Source organism: Lysinibacillus sp. FSL M8-0355 (genome assembly GCF_038008985.1).
GTDB lineage: Bacteria > Bacillota > Bacilli > Bacillales_A > Planococcaceae > Lysinibacillus > Lysinibacillus fusiformis_D.
The window spans coordinates 1-16,590 of record NZ_JBBPAI010000001.1 but is presented as its reverse complement, the minus strand read 5'-3'; the positions used below and the strand labels follow the sequence as shown (position 1 = coordinate 16,590).

Below are 16,590 nucleotides of genomic sequence, written 5' to 3'. Positions count from 1 at the left end.
TTCCTCTCCTTTTTGATGTAATCTTTACAGTATAAGAGAGGGTAATGATGATTAGAACTAAAATTTATACTTTATTGTCGAAACCTAAAACATGGTTAACAACTTTTGTTTATGATCAAATTGGATTTTTTCTAATATACGGAATAAAAGGGATTTCACAAAAGGAAGGTAATTAGTACATACTGACCTATTAATTAAGAGAGACGTTTTTTCTATGGCTATTAAGAGTAAGTTACCCATTTGAAGTAAAATGAGGGCAAATGAAATGAAGTTGCTTGTATACCAGTAAAACAAGTACTAGAGGAACTGAATATAAAACATACACAGTTAAAATGCTATTGAAACAATTCGTAGAGGAGAAAGAGGCGAAACAGTCAGGTAAGGTAAGGGCAGGCCATACATTTCGTTATGGTTAAGGTGAAATCACTACATTTTTCAGAAATCTACCAACAAAAAAATAGTGTAACGATTTATGCAAAAATATAATTGGTCTTATTATGTCATAGTAGAGAAAGGAAGCGCACAGGACATTCCATACATATAGCTGAAAATAAATTTAAATTAGTCAAGATTTTTATGCACGAACAACCCTTCATGATCATTTGATCCTCAAGAATACTGTTGTCATTGATTATATATTTCTGAATGTTTTTTGTTTCTTCCTACTGTATCTACATAATATCCACGACATCAAAACTCCCTGTTAATATATTTGTATTTCAGATTCGCCTGTCAATCAAATTTCATTAAACTACCTTTCCCTTTCAAATAACCCATATGAAACACTTAATTTTGGAGAATTACTCACCAACATATGAATATAATCAGGGCAGGCTGTTGCTTCGATAATTTCTGCTCCTTTTCTTTCACCTAACTAGCAAAGGATTCTCCCTATATTAACTTTAATTTGTACACAAATAATCTGCCTTCTATATTTTGGCGCAAAGACAATGTGATACTTACAATTCCATGTTGTGTGTGCTAAACTCTTGTTATCTATTTGGATCCCCTTTCGTACGAAGTCGGTTGACCAGACCAGAATTCATTATACGATTGGGGATTTTTTCTTGTCCATAGCTAGAAGCTCTTTAGAACCCCTCGCATAGCAAGGGGTTTTCAAAAGATACAAAAATAAAAAAACAGCCAGCACACAGCTGACTGTTTCTATTGCCTAGCGACGTCCTACTCTCACAGGGGGAAGCCCCCAACTACCATCGGCGCTAAAGAGCTTAACTTCCGTGTTCGGTATGGGAACGGGTGTGACCTCTTTGCCATCATCACTAGACTATGGTCGACCTTCAATACACGGCGTATTACTGCGTCAGCTGCTCTCGTTCAATCAGTCACGTACAGAAGTACGCTCCTTCAATCACTCGTTTGCTTCCTTGTTCTACTTGTGTCTTGAAGCTCTTTTTTTATTGAAAGTTTTGTTCTTTCAAAACTGGATAAACGGTTCATTGAATGGTTCAAACGTTTTTGGTTAAGTCCTCGATCGATTAGTATTCGTCAGCTCCATGTGTCACCACACTTCCACCTCGAACCTATCTACCTCATCGTCTTTGAGGGATCTTACTTACTTGCGTAATGGGAAATCTCATCTTGAGGGGGGCTTCATGCTTAGATGCTTTCAGCACTTATCCCGTCCACACATAGCTACCCAGCGATGCCTTTGGCAAGACAACTGGTACACCAGCGGTGTGTCCATCCCGGTCCTCTCGTACTAAGGACAGCTCCTCTCAAATTTCCTACGCCCACGACGGATAGGGACCGAACTGTCTCACGACGTTCTGAACCCAGCTCGCGTACCGCTTTAATGGGCGAACAGCCCAACCCTTGGGACCGACTACAGCCCCAGGATGCGATGAGCCGACATCGAGGTGCCAAACCTCCCCGTCGATGTGGACTCTTGGGGGAGATAAGCCTGTTATCCCCGGGGTAGCTTTTATCCGTTGAGCGATGGCCCTTCCATGCGGAACCACCGGATCACTAAGCCCGTCTTTCGACCCTGCTCGACTTGTAGGTCTCGCAGTCAAGCTCCCTTGTGCCTTTACACTCTACGAATGATTTCCAACCATTCTGAGGGAACCTTTGGGCGCCTCCGTTACCTTTTAGGAGGCGACCGCCCCAGTCAAACTGTCCGCCTGACACTGTCTCCTGCCCCGCTAAGGGGCATGGGTTAGAATTTCAATACAACCAGGGTAGTATCCCACCGACGCCTCCTTCGAAGCTGGCGCTCCGAGATCTCTGGCTCCTACCTATCCTGTACAAGTTGTACCAAAATTCAATATCAGGCTACAGTAAAGCTCCACGGGGTCTTTCCGTCCTGTCGCGGGTAACCTGCATCTTCACAGGTACTATAATTTCACCGAGTCTCTCGTTGAGACAGTGCCCAGATCGTTACGCCTTTCGTGCGGGTCGGAACTTACCCGACAAGGAATTTCGCTACCTTAGGACCGTTATAGTTACGGCCGCCGTTTACTGGGGCTTCAATTCGCAGCTTCGCTTGCGCTAACCACTCCTCTTAACCTTCCAGCACCGGGCAGGCGTCAGCCCCTATACGTCACCTTACGGTTTTGCAGAGACCTGTGTTTTTGCTAAACAGTCGCCTGGGCCTATTCACTGCGGCTCTCATGCGCTTGCACGCTCAAGAGCACCCCTTCTCCCGAAGTTACGGGGTCATTTTGCCGAGTTCCTTAACGAGAGTTCTCTCGCACACCTTAGGATTCTCTCCTCGACTACCTGTGTCGGTTTGCGGTACGGGCACCTCTCACCTCGATAGAGGCTTTTCTTGGCAGTGTGAAATCAGGAACTTCGTCCATACGGACTCGCCATCACAGCTCAACGTTACAGTGTGCGGATTTGCCTACACACACGCCTTACTGCTTGGACGCGCATAACCAACAGCGCGCTTACCCTATCCTACTGCGTCCCCCCATTTCTCAAACGGTGAGGAGGTGGTACAGGAATATCAACCTGTTGTCCATCGCCTACGCCTATCGGCCTCGGCTTAGGTCCCGACTAACCCTGAGCGGACGAGCCTTCCTCAGGAAACCTTAGTCATACGGTGGACGGGATTCTCACCCGTCTTTCGCTACTCATACCGGCATTCTCACTTCTAAGCGCTCCACCAGTCCTTCCGGTCTGACTTCAACGCACTTAGAACGCTCTCCTACCACTGACATCGTAGATGTCAATCCACAGCTTCGGTGAATCGTTTAGCCCCGATACATTTTCGGCGCAGCGTCACTCGACCAGTGAGCTATTACGCACTCTTTAAATGATGGCTGCTTCTAAGCCAACATCCTGGTTGTCTGTGCAACGCCACATCCTTTTCCACTTAACGATTACTTTGGGACCTTAGCTGGTGGTCTGGGCTGTTTCCCTTTTGACTACGGATCTTATCACTCGCAGTCTGACTCCCGTGTATAAATATCTGGCATTCGGAGTTTGTCTGAATTCGGTAAACCGGGATGGCCCCCTAGTCCAAACAGTGCTCTACCTCCAGTATTCTCATCACGAGGCTAGCCCTAAAGCTATTTCGGAGAGAACCAGCTATCTCCAAGTTCGATTGGAATTTCTCCGCTACCCACACCTCATCCCCGCACTTTTCAACGTGCGTGGGTTCGGGCCTCCAGTAAGTGTTACCTTACCTTCACCCTGGACATGGGTAGATCACCTGGTTTCGGGTCTACGACCACGTACTATTTCGCCCTATTCAGACTCGCTTTCGCTGCGGCTCCGCCTTCTAAAGCTTAACCTCGCACGTAATCGTAACTCGCCGGTTCATTCTACAAAAGGCACGCTATCACCCATTAACGGGCTCTAACTACTTGTAGGCACACGGTTTCAGGATCTCTTTCACTCCCCTTCCGGGGTGCTTTTCACCTTTCCCTCACGGTACTGGTTCACTATCGGTCACTAGGTAGTATTTAGCCTTGGGAGATGGTCCTCCCGGATTCCGACGGAATTTCACGTGTTCCGCCGTACTCAGGATCCACTCAGGAGAGAACGAACTTTCGACTACAGGGCTTTTACCTGCTCTGGCGGACCTTTCCAAGTCGCTTCATCTAACTCGCTCTTTTGTAACTCCGTATTGAGTGTCCTACAACCCCAAGAGGCAAGCCTCTTGGTTTGGGCTCTTCCCGTTTCGCTCGCCGCTACTCAGGGAATCGATTTTTCTTTCTCTTCCTCCAGGTACTTAGATGTTTCAGTTCCCTGGGTCTGCCTTCAAGACGCTATGTATTCACGTCAAGATACTACGCGATTAAACGTAGTGGGTTCCCCCATTCGGAAATCTCCGGATCAAAGCTCACTTACAGCTCCCCGAAGCATATCGGTGTTAGTGCCGTCCTTCTTCGGCTCCTAGTGCCAAGGCATTCGCCGTGCGCCCTTAATAACTTAACCAAGTTATTAAGCCTATAAAAAAACTTAAAAAATAAATGTGTTTGTTACAATTTCAATGTCGTTTTATCCAGTTTTCAAAGAACAAAGATTGGTGGAGCCTAGCGGGATCGAACCGCTGACCTCCTGCGTGCAAGGCAGGCGCTCTCCCAGCTGAGCTAAGGCCCCAAGAGGTATATATGGTGGGCCTAAATGGACTCGAACCATCGACCTCACGCTTATCAGGCGTGCGCTCTAACCAGCTGAGCTATAGGCCCTCTTGGAAGTTTTATATTATTTAATAAACCTTCAAAACTGAACGCAAAACGTAATCTTACAAACCCTAGGTTTGTATTCCGAAATAATCCTTAGAAAGGAGGTGATCCAGCCGCACCTTCCGATACGGCTACCTTGTTACGACTTCACCCCAATCATCTATCCCACCTTCGGCGGCTGGCTCCAAAAGGTTACCTCACCGACTTCGGGTGTTACAAACTCTCGTGGTGTGACGGGCGGTGTGTACAAGGCCCGGGAACGTATTCACCGCGGCATGCTGATCCGCGATTACTAGCGATTCCGGCTTCATGTAGGCGAGTTGCAGCCTACAATCCGAACTGAGAACGACTTTATCGGATTAGCTCCCTCTCGCGAGTTGGCAACCGTTTGTATCGTCCATTGTAGCACGTGTGTAGCCCAGGTCATAAGGGGCATGATGATTTGACGTCATCCCCACCTTCCTCCGGTTTGTCACCGGCAGTCACCTTAGAGTGCCCAACTAAATGATGGCAACTAAGATCAAGGGTTGCGCTCGTTGCGGGACTTAACCCAACATCTCACGACACGAGCTGACGACAACCATGCACCACCTGTCACCGTTGCCCCCGAAGGGGAAACTATATCTCTACAGTGGTCAACGGGATGTCAAGACCTGGTAAGGTTCTTCGCGTTGCTTCGAATTAAACCACATGCTCCACCGCTTGTGCGGGCCCCCGTCAATTCCTTTGAGTTTCAGTCTTGCGACCGTACTCCCCAGGCGGAGTGCTTAATGCGTTAGCTGCAGCACTAAGGGGCGGAAACCCCCTAACACTTAGCACTCATCGTTTACGGCGTGGACTACCAGGGTATCTAATCCTGTTTGCTCCCCACGCTTTCGCGCCTCAGTGTCAGTTACAGACCAGATAGTCGCCTTCGCCACTGGTGTTCCTCCAAATCTCTACGCATTTCACCGCTACACTTGGAATTCCACTATCCTCTTCTGCACTCAAGTCTCCCAGTTTCCAATGACCCTCCACGGTTGAGCCGTGGGCTTTCACATCAGACTTAAGAAACCACCTGCGCGCGCTTTACGCCCAATAATTCCGGACAACGCTTGCCACCTACGTATTACCGCGGCTGCTGGCACGTAGTTAGCCGTGGCTTTCTAATAAGGTACCGTCAAGGTACAGCCAGTTACTACTGTACTTGTTCTTCCCTTACAACAGAGTTTTACGAACCGAAATCCTTCTTCACTCACGCGGCGTTGCTCCATCAGGCTTTCGCCCATTGTGGAAGATTCCCTACTGCTGCCTCCCGTAGGAGTCTGGGCCGTGTCTCAGTCCCAGTGTGGCCGATCACCCTCTCAGGTCGGCTACGCATCGTCGCCTTGGTGAGCCGTTACCTCACCAACTAGCTAATGCGCCGCGGGCCCATCCTATAGCGACAGCCGAAACCGTCTTTCAGTATTTCACCATGAGGTGAAACAGATTATTCGGTATTAGCCCCGGTTTCCCGGAGTTATCCCAAACTATAAGGTAGGTTGCCCACGTGTTACTCACCCGTCCGCCGCTAACGTCGAAGGAGCAAGCTCCTTCTCTGTTCGCTCGACTTGCATGTATTAGGCACGCCGCCAGCGTTCGTCCTGAGCCAGGATCAAACTCTCCATAAAAGAAATTTGAATAGCTCAAATTGTTTTGCTGGCATCATTTTGATGTCCAAAATTTTGTTTTGTTCACTAACCGAAGTTAGTTACTGAAAACTTTATTGATTACGTTTTGCTTGTTCAGTTTTCAAGGTTCATGTTCATTATTTCACTGTCACCTCTTGGCGACTCATTTATAATATCAAGATTCTAAAACTATGTCAACACTTTCTCCGAAAATATTTAAATGCAATATAATTAAATGCGTTTAAACACCATCATAGCAAATAAGACTACTACCTAATGGATTAATATTGTTTGTTATTTTATAAAAATATACTATCCAGACACTTAGTAAAGAAGATGCAAACTATACTCAACATGGACACATACTTTACTAATGGCATTAAGGGTCAAAAAATGGCAAGCCATAATATATGGTTTGCCCTAATATTTTTAAAGACTTGTTATAATTCGTGAAATATAAAAACTACGATTTTTTCCTAAATCGAAAATTTCTCCTGAATGGATTAATTTAATGAGTGGACGTGTTGGTGCAAATTTATTTACAAACATTACTTCACCACGTTCCAAATTAGACAGTTCAACAATCGTACCTATAGGAAGATCTGCAACAATATCGATTAAAGCACGTACTACTTTAATATCGAACTTCCCAAACTCAGATTCATTAATCATTTCTATAACTTTAAATGAAGATTGTTTTGATCTATATACTCGTTCACATGTCATAGCATGAAAGACATCTGCCACAGCTATAATTTGAGCAAAAATTGAGATATTAGCGATCTTTTCACCTTTCGGATAACCACTTCCATTTAAACGTTCATGGTGTTGGAAAATTGCCTCTTTCATTGTCTCCTTTAAAATCGTTAAATCTTTTACCATATTATAGCTATAAATTGGATGTTTATAAATTTCATTATACTCTTGCTCTGTTAAAGGTGTCTTCTTATCTCTAATACGTGGGTGTACTTTAGCCATACCACAATCAGCTAATAAACCACCTATTGCAACTTGAATGGTAATCCCTCTATCATAACCAAGCTTTTGAGCAATCACTGCGGAAATCAAACCAGTTGCAACACAATGGTGATACAAGTAGTCTTTCGCATTTGAATACTCATTTAAATCAAATATAATTGTACGATCATCTAGGACCATCTCTACTAGAGGTAAAATAATTGTCCTTGCCTTGGCAATATCTACTTTTGCTCCGGCTTCCCAATTTTTAAATTCTTTTTTGAATTGTTCAACAGAATTATTATAGACTTTTCTAAAAGTCGGTATTTCTTCTATCACAACCTCAACATCATTTTCTTTCTTCTCTACTCGAGTATCGTTTTCATTTTTATAAACGGGGACGTTGAAAATATTAAACGCATGAAATACTTGCAAATGTACGTAGGAAATCATCGTATCTTTAAAAATGATTGGATACTGTGTATTAGCAAAAATATCTTCAGAAATTACTTTACCAACGCCTAACTCTGAAATCGGAACATATATAGTTTCCACGAAATGAACACCTCTCCACTGTTTCTTGCTTCAAATAAGGTATCTTCATTTTATCATGGAATTCTAAATAATTACTTATTTTTCATTATTTACGTAAAAAAAACCGATGAACAACATGTAATTCTGTCGTCATCGGTTGAAATTATTCCTCTATTTCATCTTCTTCGTCTTCTGGAGACTCTTCAGCTTTTTCAACTTTAGCTACAGTCGCAACTAATTCGTCGTCTCCTAATCGAATTAAACGAACTCCTTGCGTACTACGTCCAATTAATGAAATATCATTGATATCCATACGGATCAACATACCGTTGATTGTAATAAGCATGAGATCTTCAGAACCATCAACTGTTTTCACAGCTACCATAGGTCCATTTTTATCTGTAATCTGGATGGTTTTCAGACCTACACCACCGCGACTTTGTAAACGATATTCATCTTCAGAAGTACGTTTACCGTAACCTTTTTCAGTAACTACTAAAATTTCTTGCCCTGGTTCAACAATCTCCATGCCTACTACTTCGTCACCATCACGTAGCTTAATGCCTCGCACTCCACCAGCTGTACGACCCATAGAACGAATGTCATCTTCTTGGAAACGAACGAGCATACCATCGCGTGTACCAATAATCACTTGCTTATCTCCATCTGTTAGACGTACAGAAATAAGATCATCATCTTCTCGTAAGCTAATAGCTATTAAACCATTTGTTCGAATGTTAGCAAATTGTGAGACAGGTGTACGTTTCGTAATACCTGTTTTCGTCGTAAAGATAAAGTAAGCATCTTCATCAAACGATCCAACGCGAATCATGGCTGTTACTTTTTCACCTTTATCTATGTTGAGTAGGTTTACAATTGGTAATCCTTTAGCGGTACGACCGAACTCTGGAATTTCATATCCTTTTGCTCTAAATACTTTACCTTTGGTCGTAAAGAATAAAATTGTATCATGGGTAGAAGTATTCATTAGATGCTCTACAAAATCATCTTCGTTTGTCCCCATCCCTTGTACACCACGACCACCACGCTTTTGACTACGATATGTATTCGCAGCTAAACGCTTGATATAGCCATTATGTGTTAAAGTAACAACTGAGTTTTCAACAGGAATTAAGTCCTCATCCTCAATCATTTCTAGACCACCAGATGTAATCTCAGTACGGCGTATATCATTAAAACGTTCTTTCACCTCTAAAATTTCAGTACGAATAATATCCACAATTTTTTCTTCATCCGCTAAAATTGCTTTTAAATCCGCAATAAGAATTTGAAGCTCTTGGTATTCTGCTTCAATTTTTTCACGTTCTAATCCACTTAAGCGAACTAAACGCATATCTAAAATAGCTTGAGCCTGGCGCTCTGATAAGCTAAAACGCTCCATTAATTGCGGCTTTGCTTCTTCGCCGCTACGCGAACCACGAATGATGGCAATTATTTCATCAATATGATCGAGTGCAATTCGTAAGCCTTCTAAAATATGAGCACGATCTTCAGCCTTTCGAAGTTCGAATTCTGTACGACGACGAATAATTACCTTTTGGTGCTCTAAATAATGGTAAAGCATTTCTTTTAAGCCCAATACTTTTGGTTGACCATTTACTAATGACAGCATATTGATACCAAAGCTTGATTGCATAGCTGTTTGTTTATATAAATTATTTAAAACTACATTAGCGTTGGCATCTTTACGAACTTCAATGACTACTCGCATACCGCGACGGTCAGATTCATCACGTAAATTTGTAATACCATCTATTTTTTTATCACGTACAAGCTCTGCAATTTTTTCAATAAGCTTAGCCTTATTCACTTGGTAAGGTAATTCATGAATAAGAATGGTCTCCTTACCATTTGACTTTTGCTCAATTTCCACCTTCGCGCGAATAATGATGGAACCGCGTCCAGTTTCATAAGCTCTGCGAATACCACTACGCCCTAAAATCAATCCTCCAGTAGGGAAATCAGGACCTGGAATAATATCCATTAACTCCTCAGTAGTAATGGCTGGATTTTCAGAAAGTGCTATAACAGCATCAATTGTTTCTCCTAACTGGTGAGGAGGAATATTCGTTGCCATACCAACGGCAATTCCCGCAGCACCGTTCACTAAAAGGTTGGGATAGCGACTTGGTAAAACAATTGGTTCTTTTTCTGATCCATCATAGTTATCAGTGTAGTCAATTGTATCTTTATTGATATCACGAAGCATTTCCATAGCTATTTTAGACATACGTGATTCTGTATAACGCATGGCTGCTGCTCCATCACCATCAACAGAGCCAAAGTTTCCGTGACCATCAACAAGCATATAACGATAACTAAAATCTTGCGCCATACGTACCATTGCATCATAAATGGATGAGTCACCATGTGGATGGTACTTACCCATTACATCCCCAACAATACGTGCTGATTTTTTGTAAGCTTTATCTGCGGTGTTACCTAATTCCTGCATCCCATATAAAATACGACGATGAACTGGTTTTAATCCATCACGTACATCAGGTAATGCACGCGATACAATTACACTCATTGCATAATCAAGAAAGGATGTTTCAATTTCTTCTGTGATATTAACTCCTTTAACACCGGAGCGTTCTTGTTCTGACAAAGTGTAGACCTCCTCTCAAGAAAAATTAGATATCTAAATTAGCGTATACAGCATTTTCCTCGATAAATTGACGACGAGGTTCAACTTCATCGCCCATTAAACGCTCAAATGCTTGGTTAGCTTTAATTGCATCATCTAATTCTACTTGTAATAATGTGCGGTACTCTGGATCCATTGTTGTTTCCCAAAGTTGCTCAGCGTTCATTTCACCAAGACCTTTATAACGCTGCACATTTGGTTTTGGCATTTTTGGTAGTCGTTCTATAATTTCTTTTAATGTTTCTTCATCGTAGCAGTACTCAATATGCTTACCTTGTTTCACTTGATAAAGTGGTGGCTGTGCAATATAAATATAGCCTGCTTCTATAAGTGGTCGAAGGAAACGGAAGAAGAATGTTAAAAGTAATGTACGAATATGTGCTCCATCGACATCGGCATCTGTCATGATAATGATTTTATGATAACGAGCTTTTTCTAAATTAAACTCTTCACCAATACCTGTGCCGAATGCTGTAATCATTGCACGAATTTCCGCATTCGATAAAATTTTATCTAGTCGGGCTTTCTCAACGTTAAGAATCTTACCACGTAAAGGCAAAATCGCTTGGAAGTGACGGTCACGTCCAGATTTAGCCGAACCGCCGGCTGAATCACCTTCAACAATATAAATTTCACAATCAGCGGGGATAGTAGAAGAACAGTCAGCTAATTTACCCGGTAAGCTTGATACTTCAAGTGCATTTTTACGACGAGTAAATTCACGTGCCTTTTTCGCAGCTACACGTGCACGGGCAGCCATTAAACCTTTTTCTACAACCTTACGAGCAACAGTTGGATTTTCTAACATAAAACGTTCAAAGCCATCTGAGAATAATGAATTAGTAATTTGACTTACTTCTGAATTCCCTAGCTTTGTTTTCGTTTGTCCTTCAAATTGTGGATCTGGATGTTTAACAGAAACAATAGCTGTTAACCCTTCACGTACATCCTCGCCTGTAAGATTGGCATCAGATTCTTTAAGCAATCCATTTTTTCGAGCATAGTCGTTAATAACACGTGTAAGGGCTGTTTTAAAACCAGACTCATGTGTACCGCCTTCATACGTATTAATATTATTAGCAAATGAAAAAATATTAGAGGAGAATCCAGCATTGTATTGCATAGCAATTTCCACTGAGATGCCATCCTTCTCTCCAAGAACATCAATTGGATCATGGATTGGCTCTTTAGATTGGTTTAAATGCTCAACATAAGATCGAATACCACCTTCATAGTGATATGTAGTTGAACGAATCTCTTCTTCTCGTTCATCAGCAATCGTAATCTTAATACCACGATTTAAATAAGCCAATTCTCTAATACGATGAGCTAAAATATCATATTCATAAACAGTCGTTTCTTTAAAAATTTCTGGATCAGCTTTAAATCGCGTTGTTGTACCATTGTGGTTTGTTTCACCGATCACCATTAATTCTTGAACAGTTTTCCCACGTTCAAACTTAATTTCATGAATATGACCTTCACGATGAACCTGAACAATTGTTTCAACAGAGAGTGCATTCACCACTGATGCCCCAACTCCATGAAGACCACCAGAAACTTTATAGCCTCCACCGCCAAATTTACCACCAGCATGTAAAACCGTCATAATAACTTCAACAGCTGGCTTACCCATTTTTTCTTGAATGCTAACTGGAATACCTCGACCGTTATCTTCTACGCGAATCCAGTTCTCTTTTTCAATTGTTACTTGTATATCTGTACAAAATCCTGCAAGAGCTTCATCGATACTATTGTCAACAATTTCCCATACTAAATGGTGAAGCCCTTTAGAACTTGTTGAACCGATATACATCCCTGGTCTTTTACGTACTGCCTCTAAACCTTCTAGTACCTGTATCTGATCGGCTTCATAAGCTTGGTTTTGTAAACCTTCGTTCTCTATAGCCACGGCTTTCATCTACTCCTTCATAACATCATTGTGTGTAAATGAATGAACAGTCAACCGAGCTGACTATTACCATTCTTTTGTAATCTAAAAAACTACCCTGGCTAACTTTTTTCAATCGCACCTTGTTTCACGTGGAACAGTTGAGCCTGTTCCATCGTTTCATGATGAATTCCATCCACACTTGTAGTTGTTACAAAGGTTTGGACTTCACCTTGAATGGTATTTAATAAATGCGATTGACGATAATCATCGAGTTCCGACAAAACATCATCTAAAAGTAGTATGGGTGTTTCTTTTGTTTCTTGTTTAATTAATTCAATTTCAGCAAGCTTTAAAGACAATGCAGTTGTACGTTGTTGTCCTTGAGAGCCATAAGTTTGAACATCATAGCCATTTACTAAAAACTGCAAATCATCACGGTGTGGGCCAACAAGTGTCACACCCCTGTCAAATTCACGTTCTCTCGCTTCAATCAATTTTTGATGTAAAGTATTTTCAATTTCACTGGTAGAGTGTTCTTTTTCAATACCAGCTACCGTACGATATTTTATAACCAGTGTTTCTTTACCTTGTGATATGCCTGCGTGTATAGGTTCAGCCCACTCCTGCAATAAATCCATAAATTGAAATCTTTTACGAATAATTTGGGTAGCTGCATGAATATATTGTTCATTGTAGACCTCATACATCACATCATTTGACATGGACTTGCCTTGATTCATCTTTAAGAAATGGTTACGTTGTTTTAAAACTTTTTGAAAGGTCAATAAATCATGTAAATAGACAGGCGAAATTTGCCCAATCTCCATATCAATAAAACGTCGGCGTATTTGAGGACTCCCCTTTACAACGTTCAAGTCTTCTGGCGCAAACATAACAACGTTCATTTGACCAATATAATGACTGAGGCGACTTTGCTCTATATGATTTATCTTGCCCTTTTTACCTTTCTTTGTAATCGTAAGTTCGATTGGTAAAATACCATGCCTTTTTTTAACGGCCCCTTCTATTTTACCATAGTCTGAATCCCAACGTATCAATTCTTTATCGTTCGTTGTTCGATGGGATTTAGCCATTGCTAAAACATAGATGGACTCCATAACATTTGTTTTTCCTTGAGCATTTTCACCAATAAAAACATTAATTTTTGGAGAAAAGTTTAAAGCTAAGGCATCATAGTTACGATAATTTGTAAGTTTTATTTGCTCAATATACATAATTTATTGTCCAGCTGGTCCTACGATTTGGAAGCGACCACATCCGGGAATATTTATAACGTCTCCGTCACGTAATTTTCGACCTCGACGATCGTCTACTTCTCCATTTACATATACAGCATTTTCTTGTAAAAACCACTTGGCCATGCCACCTGAACTAATGGCATCAGTGATTTTTAAAAGCTGCCCTAACGTGATGAACTCCTCATCAATTTTAATGTCCTGCATAGTGTGTTTCCCTCCGAATACAGACTGTCTATCTCTCTATCATACCTAAAATTACGCCATAAGTAAAAAAAGATAGTCACAATAGCGACTATCTTAGCAGTTATGAAATTTTTAATAAGTTCGTACAGGTAAAATCAATTGTAAAATAGCATCATCGTGAACGGAGCGTAAAATAAATGGTCTCATCGCTCCTGTAAATTGAATAACTACATCTTGGCCATCAATTGCTTTTAAAGCTTCCATCATATATTTTGCACTGAAGGAAATTTTCAAGCTTTCTCCTTCTAATGATTCAACAGGAATTTCTTCTTGCACTTTACCGATCTCCGGAGAATTAGAAGAAACTTCAACTGCTTGGTTATCTAATATTTCAAAACGTACAACATTGTTACGATCTCCTCGTGCAACAAGTGACGCACGATCGATAGCTTGTAATAAAGCTTTACCGTTAATCGTTACATTTGTTTGATATTCTTCAGGGATTAAACGCGTTGTATCTGGGTAATTGCCTTCCAGTAAACGAGAGAAGAATAATACATCACCAGTTTTAAATAATACTTGCTGGCTTGTAATAACAATTTGCACTAGATTTGTTGAATCTTCTAGTACTTTATTTAATTCATTTAAACTTTTCCCTGGAATAACTACGCTATGTTCAACTTCTGGTAAATTTTCCAATTGCACTTTACGTCTTGCTAATCGATGACTATCTGTTGCAACACAGATTAAAGTTTCGTTTTTGATCTGCCAGTTTACACCTGTCAACACTGGTCTACTTTCAGAAGTGGCAACAGCAAATACTGTTTCACGGATAATTGTTTTTAAAAGATCAGCCGGAATAGTAAATTTTTGATCTTCCGTTAATTCTGGTAATAATGGGTACTCTGCTGCATCAGAGCCAATTAGATGGAACTCAGATTTACCTGAACGAATATGCGTTTGGAAACCTGGTGTTACTTGGATTTCAACATCGTTTGTTGGTAATTTACGTACAATTTCATTAAACATACGTGCTTGTACAACAATAGATCCTGTTTCAGTAATGTGAATAATTTGTTGTCCATCTTCCTCTACTGGAATAAATGTTTGAATTGTAATATCAGCATCACTACCTGTTAAGCGGATACCTTCCTCTGTTACATCAATTTTAATCCCCGTTAAAATCGGAATAGTTGTTTTTGAACTTACTGCTTTCATGACATCATTTAAACCCTCTAATAAACGGTCACGTAAAATATCAAATTTCATTCTATTTCCCTCACATATTTATATTATTTATTTATATAAAATAAAAAGATATAGTAATAGGCCCTGTGGATTTGTGGATAAGTGTATTTTTATGAATAAAATCAGTCTATCCACATGTAGATAGACTGTGTATAAGTTTGTGTTTAAATAGTTGGTTTGTCCACAGTAATTACTTACCTAACATACTACGAATTTGTTTAACATCTTGTTGTAGTTGAACGTCATCTTTCAACATAGAAGATATTTTTTCGTGTGCATGGATGACAGTCGTATGATCGCGACCACCAAATTCTTCGCCAATTTTCGGCAGCGAAAAATCTGTTAATTCGCGTGATAAATACATAGCGATTTGACGTGGGAAAGCAATTAATTTTGTACGTTTTTTGGCAGAGAAATCTTCTAAACGTATATTAAAATGTTCCCCTACTGCATTTTGAATATCTAGTATTGTCACTGCTCGCGGCTTTGAATTTGGGATTATATCTTTTAATGCCTCAGCTGCTAATGTTGCCGTAATATCTTTGTTCACCAGTGAAGAATAGGCGACGACGCGAATAAGCGCACCTTCAAGCTCCCTAATATTGGAGTCAATCTGGTTCGCAATATAAAGCATTACTTCATTTGGTACCTCTAGACCATCTGCTTTTGCTTTTTTGCGCAAGATAGCTATACGAGTTTCCAAATCAGGCGGCGCAATATCAGTTATTAACCCCCACTCAAAGCGTGAACGTAGACGATCTTCCAATGTTGGAATTTCCTTAGGAGGACGGTCACTGGATATAACAATTTGTTTTGATTCTTCATGTAAAGTATTAAAAGTGTGGAAAAATTCTTCTTGAGTTGATTCTTTTCCAGCAAGGAATTGAATATCATCAATTAGCAGTACATCCACGTTGCGGTACTTATTGCGAAAATCAAGTGCTTTGTTATCACGAATAGAGTTAATAAATTCATTTGTAAATTTCTCGGATGATAAGTAGACTACTTTTGCATTTGGATTATGTTCTAAAACATAATGGCCAATCGCATGCATTAAGTGTGTTTTACCTAGCCCAACTCCCCCATAAATAAAGAAAGGATTATATGCCTTTGCAGGGGCTTCAGCGACAGCTAACGAGGCAGCGTGTGCAAAGCGGTTACCAGAGCCAATAACAAACGTATCAAAAGTATATTTCGGATTTAACATACCTGGTGAAATATCATGGTGATCGTTATTTTTCGCTTGGATAATCGGCGCCGGCAAATCGAAATCGTCCGAATCCTGGTTTTTTTGAACAACAAATTTAATAAGCAAGTCTTCGCCTGTAAGCTCCGTTAATATACCTGTAATCAAATGAATATAATGATTCTCAAGCCAGTCTCGAGCAAACGAATTAGGCGCAGCTATTGTCACAGTGGAACCACTACCATTATAAGATAGTAGTTTTGTAGACTTTAGCCACGTTTCGAAGCTTGGTTTAGAAATTTTTTGTTCAACTTGAGCCAGGACATTATTCCATAGTTCTTCTAAATGTTCCAA

Annotated in this window: 7 protein-coding genes, 2 tRNA genes, 3 rRNA genes and 1 pseudogene; all 13 read right to left on the bottom strand. The window is 40.8% G+C overall.

All coding sequences use genetic code 11. The features are described from left to right. Positions 1-500: 500 nt before the first annotated feature. Positions 501-1,000 (bottom strand): annotated as a pseudogene (gene tnpA, locus MKY46_RS23765) (IS200/IS605 family transposase). A gap of 169 nt (positions 1,001-1,169) precedes the next feature. Then, positions 1,170-1,285 (bottom strand): 5S ribosomal RNA (gene rrf / locus MKY46_RS00060). Positions 1,286-1,476: 191 nt separating this feature from the next. Then, a 23S ribosomal RNA gene (locus MKY46_RS00055) occupies positions 1,477-4,404 on the bottom strand. An 89-nt stretch (positions 4,405-4,493) separates the two neighbouring features. Continuing rightward, positions 4,494-4,569: transfer RNA gene (locus MKY46_RS00050), tRNA-Ala, on the bottom strand. A 12-nt stretch (positions 4,570-4,581) separates the two neighbouring features. Then, positions 4,582-4,658: transfer RNA gene (locus tag MKY46_RS00045), tRNA-Ile, on the bottom strand. 94 nt (positions 4,659-4,752) lie between these two features. Then, positions 4,753-6,304, bottom strand: a 16S ribosomal RNA gene (locus MKY46_RS00040). The 16S, 23S and 5S rRNA genes sit together here with 2 tRNA genes alongside, the layout of an rRNA operon. A gap of 429 nt (positions 6,305-6,733) precedes the next feature. Continuing rightward, complete coding sequence (locus MKY46_RS00035) at positions 6,734-7,816, bottom strand: HD-GYP domain-containing protein (RefSeq protein WP_058844066.1); 1,083 nt, start codon at positions 7,814-7,816, stop codon at positions 6,734-6,736. A 142-nt stretch (positions 7,817-7,958) separates the two neighbouring features. Further along, positions 7,959-10,427: a DNA gyrase subunit A gene (gene gyrA, locus MKY46_RS00030; protein WP_036119576.1), complete on the bottom strand. Its 2,469-nt coding sequence runs from the start codon at positions 10,425-10,427 to the stop codon at positions 7,959-7,961. Between the two features lie 25 nt (positions 10,428-10,452). Further along, entirely contained in the window at positions 10,453-12,387 is a 1,935-nt protein-coding gene (gene gyrB, locus MKY46_RS00025) for a DNA topoisomerase (ATP-hydrolyzing) subunit B (protein WP_340833591.1), read from the bottom strand. Between the two features lie 92 nt (positions 12,388-12,479). After that, positions 12,480-13,595, bottom strand: a complete 1,116-nt coding sequence (gene recF, locus MKY46_RS00020) for a DNA replication/repair protein RecF (protein ID WP_036119574.1) — start codon at positions 13,593-13,595, stop codon at positions 12,480-12,482. Between the two features lie 3 nt (positions 13,596-13,598). Further along, the gene (gene yaaA / locus MKY46_RS00015; RefSeq protein ID WP_036119572.1) at positions 13,599-13,823 is read right to left on the bottom strand and encodes a S4 domain-containing protein YaaA; all 225 of its coding nucleotides are present in this window, start codon (positions 13,821-13,823) and stop codon (positions 13,599-13,601) included. A gap of 111 nt (positions 13,824-13,934) precedes the next feature. After that, complete coding sequence (gene dnaN / locus MKY46_RS00010; RefSeq protein ID WP_036119570.1) at positions 13,935-15,071, bottom strand: DNA polymerase III subunit beta; 1,137 nt, start codon at positions 15,069-15,071, stop codon at positions 13,935-13,937. Between the two features lie 169 nt (positions 15,072-15,240). Then, a complete protein-coding gene (dnaA, locus tag MKY46_RS00005; RefSeq protein WP_036119568.1) occupies positions 15,241-16,590 on the bottom strand; it encodes a chromosomal replication initiator protein DnaA in 1,350 nt (449 codons plus the stop codon).